This window comes from Thermovirga lienii (assembly GCF_036847465.1).
Classification (GTDB): Bacteria; Synergistota; Synergistia; order Synergistales; family Thermovirgaceae; genus Thermovirga; species Thermovirga lienii.
Genome location: NZ_DAITZW010000069.1, coordinates 1 through 3,201, shown reverse-complemented (window position 1 = coordinate 3,201; position 3,201 = coordinate 1). Strand labels below are relative to the sequence as shown.

3 protein-coding genes are annotated in these 3,201 nt (G+C 46.5%); all 3 read right to left on the bottom strand.

Annotated elements, in window-relative coordinates:
* Positions 1-176: 176 nt before the first annotated feature.
* Genes V7Z69_RS09660 through V7Z69_RS09650 form a run of 3 tightly spaced genes read right to left on the bottom strand, consistent with a single transcriptional unit; the run spans position 177 to position 3,068 of the window.
* Entirely contained in the window at positions 177-1,370 is a 1,194-nt protein-coding gene (locus tag V7Z69_RS09660; RefSeq protein WP_014163364.1) for a M20 metallopeptidase family protein, read from the bottom strand.
* 4 nt (positions 1,371-1,374) lie between these two features.
* Complete coding sequence (locus V7Z69_RS09655; protein WP_334139776.1) at positions 1,375-2,859, bottom strand: sodium:solute symporter family protein; 1,485 nt, start codon at positions 2,857-2,859, stop codon at positions 1,375-1,377.
* Entirely contained in the window at positions 2,856-3,068 is a 213-nt protein-coding gene (locus V7Z69_RS09650) for a DUF3311 domain-containing protein (protein WP_334139775.1), read from the bottom strand. Before V7Z69_RS09650 ends, V7Z69_RS09655 begins: the two co-directional genes overlap by 4 nt.
* Between the last annotated feature and the right edge of the window lie 133 nt (positions 3,069-3,201).

The following is a 3,201-nucleotide window of genomic DNA, read 5'->3' as shown; positions in this document are numbered from 1 at the left end:
TTGGATATTCCTTGATATCGCCTTTGAAGAACAGGAATTGATTTACTATGTTTTATCTAAACAGAACGGAACCCTCTCTTTAGCGATTTTTACAGAAACGGCAAACAATCACTTCAAAAAAGAACAAGGGGTGGCTCATTAGGGCCACCCCTAAAACTTTCAGAGACTTGCACTATTCAGTTCTTTCTTCTGAAAAAATCCCAAGCAATTGCCGACAGGAGAGCACTGCCCAACGGGAGCACGTCATCATCCACGTCATATTCAGGATGATGCTGAGGATTAACCGTACCTTTCGCCTCATTATAAGTTCCCAAGAACATAAAGGTTCCTGGGATCCTTTCCAGGTAAAGGCCCATGTCTTCTGCCCCCATCGTAGGCACCACTTCTCTAACGTTCTCATCTCCAAGAAGGGCCCTAGCGACTTCAGCGGCCCTCTCCGTGAAAGCCTTGTCGTTTACAGTAGGAGGCAGAACATTTTTGTATTTGAATTCTGATTTACAACGCATAGCGTCGCTTATACCTTTTATGATTCTTTCCATTCTCTCAGGTATAGTGCTCCTGACCTCCTGATTGAACGTTCTAACCGTTCCTTCCATGAAAGCTTTGTCAGGAATTATGTTGAAGGTGGTACCAGATTCGATATGGGCACAAGTAACGACGACAGCCTCAAGAGGGTCTATTTCTCTGCTTACTATTGTCTGAAGAGCCCCAACCATGGCCGATGCTGCAACTATGGGATCAAAGGCCAAATGAGGAACAGCTCCGTGCCCACCTTTTCCATGAACAACGCACTCCCATTCGTCGGCCGATGCCATGAATGGCCCAGCCTTATAGCCGACTATCCCAGCAGGTAAAGAGCTCCAGATGTGCAACCCAGCGATGGCGTCTACCCCTTCAAGTACACCCTCCTCTATCATGGCCCTGGCGCCACTTTTGTGTGGCGATTCCTCAGAAGGCTGGAAGATGAACCTAATACGTCCAGGAAGTTCGTTTTCCATGGATTTGAGAACTTGCGCTGCACCAAGAAGCATGGCGATGTGGGAATCATGCCCGCAAGCATGCATTACACCATCGTTTTTTGAGCGATACGGCGGATTCCCCTGTTCCTGCATAGGCAAAGCATCTATGTCAGCCCTAAGGGCAATGCATGGCCCTTTCTTTTGAGGATTCAAGTCCGCCACTACACCGGTTTCGACTCCAGCAGTTCCGACCCTTAAATTTTGAAAGCCCATCTTCTCAAGGTAGTTTTTTATGCGCTTGGTAGTTTCAAACTCCTGGAATGAAACTTCCGGGTTTGCGTGAAACTCATGCCTCCATGCAGTTATCTGCTCCCTATGCTCCCATGCAATGTTTTTGATCCTTTCAAGCATGGTATTAATTCCCCTCCTGCATGGACAGAGCCTTCTCAAAACGCTCCAATCTGGATGGCTCCACATTCTTGGTGAAGGAGCTAACCACAAGCACAACGATGAAGTTCAAAATCAGCCCCACGAAACCTGGCTGCAAGTTCAATGGTGTTTTCACCCCACCAAACTGGAAGAAGAACAACGCGGCCAAACCGACAATTATTCCCGAGATAACCCCAGCTTTGGTGGGTTTTTTGGTAAATACACCCAGAACCACTCCAGGGAAGAACTGGGTTATGCCCGAGTAACCGACTATCAAGAGGCTCACCAGCATTGAGGGCGCCAAAAACGCAAAGGCAACTGCTATTGCGGTAAAGACTGGAACCAGCAATCGTCCTACCTTGGCCACCTGAATATCTTCCATGTGAGGCATGAAGCCTTTCTGAAGAATGTTTCTAGCCGTCAGGTTCGCCGCCGTCAAGATCAATGCAGATGAAGTAGATATTGATGCAGCAAGCCCACCAGCTCCCAATAAACCGACAACCCAAGCAGGCATACTGTCAAGAAGAGCAACGAACATGGCCTGATCAGGCTTGGCTATCTTCGCACCGAAAGCAGGGTCCAAACCAGCCTTTGCAGCTACTGCAAAACCTGTGATTATAACCGGAACCATTGCCAGCTGATATAGGGGCAGTATGGTTGCATTCCTTCGTACAACCTTCTCGCTTTTAGCACTATAGGTAGCCATGAAAATGTGCGGCCACATCCAGAAACCCAATCCAGACAGCAAGGCAGTGGACGTGTACCAGAAGATTCCGTTTCCAGCAGTATCGGGAAGAGTTAGATGGGTTGGCTTGAGCTGATGTAAGGTTTCGAACATGCTCTGCACACCACCAAAATAGTGACGAGAGACCAAGAACCCAACACTTACCATACCGAAAAGCATTATGATGGCCTGAAGGAAATTGGTCCACCCAATTCCCCTGAGACCTGAAATATAAACAAATATGACCGCCGCTATGAAACTTATTATGACTGCAGTTTGCCAGGAAATAGCCCCACCCGAGGCAAGCTGCACTATCATGCCTGAACCCATTATCTGAAGCTGCAAGTAGGGTATTATGAAAATGACTCCCACCATAGCGACGAGGACACCCAAAAATTTGCTGTCGTATCTATCTTCGAGGAAATCTGGTTGGCTGACATAATTCATAGTTTTACCAAGTCTATTTATCCTTGGACCAAGGAAGAAATAGATTCCATAAGCTATAGAGCCATAGGCAAGAGCATATACTATGCTTATACCTCGGCTGTAAGCCCAGCCGGCAAGCCCCAAGAACGCAAAGGAACTATAAATCTCTGCCGCAGCGGTAGTATAGAAGAGAACCAAGCCAAAGGAACGACCTGCTACAAAGTATTCTTCCATGCTGAAGACCCTGTTCCTTCCAGCCATTATACCTACGATCGTGGTTACAAGGAGCCAACCAAAAATGATAGTGAGCGTTATGGTCATTTCGTATCATTCCTTTCCGTTGTTTTGTAGGCAAGAGTCATCAGAATGAAAGTCACAAACACCATAAAGGACTGCCAAAAGAGAAGAAAGGGCATACCAAGAACGTAAGGTTCAACCCTGTTCGCCCATATGGTGACGGGCGGCATGAAACCTAATATCGCCAGAATCAAAAACACCAAAGCTTTTTTCTCGCCTTTAGTAAGGCCCATTTACACACACCTCCCGATATCTATGAATAAGGATTTATTAGCAATGTAGTATACATAGCTGTGACCCAGCAGTCAACAAAACTGCTAATCAGAAAATTTTAGGAACTTGTAACTGTTTATATGGATTTATATG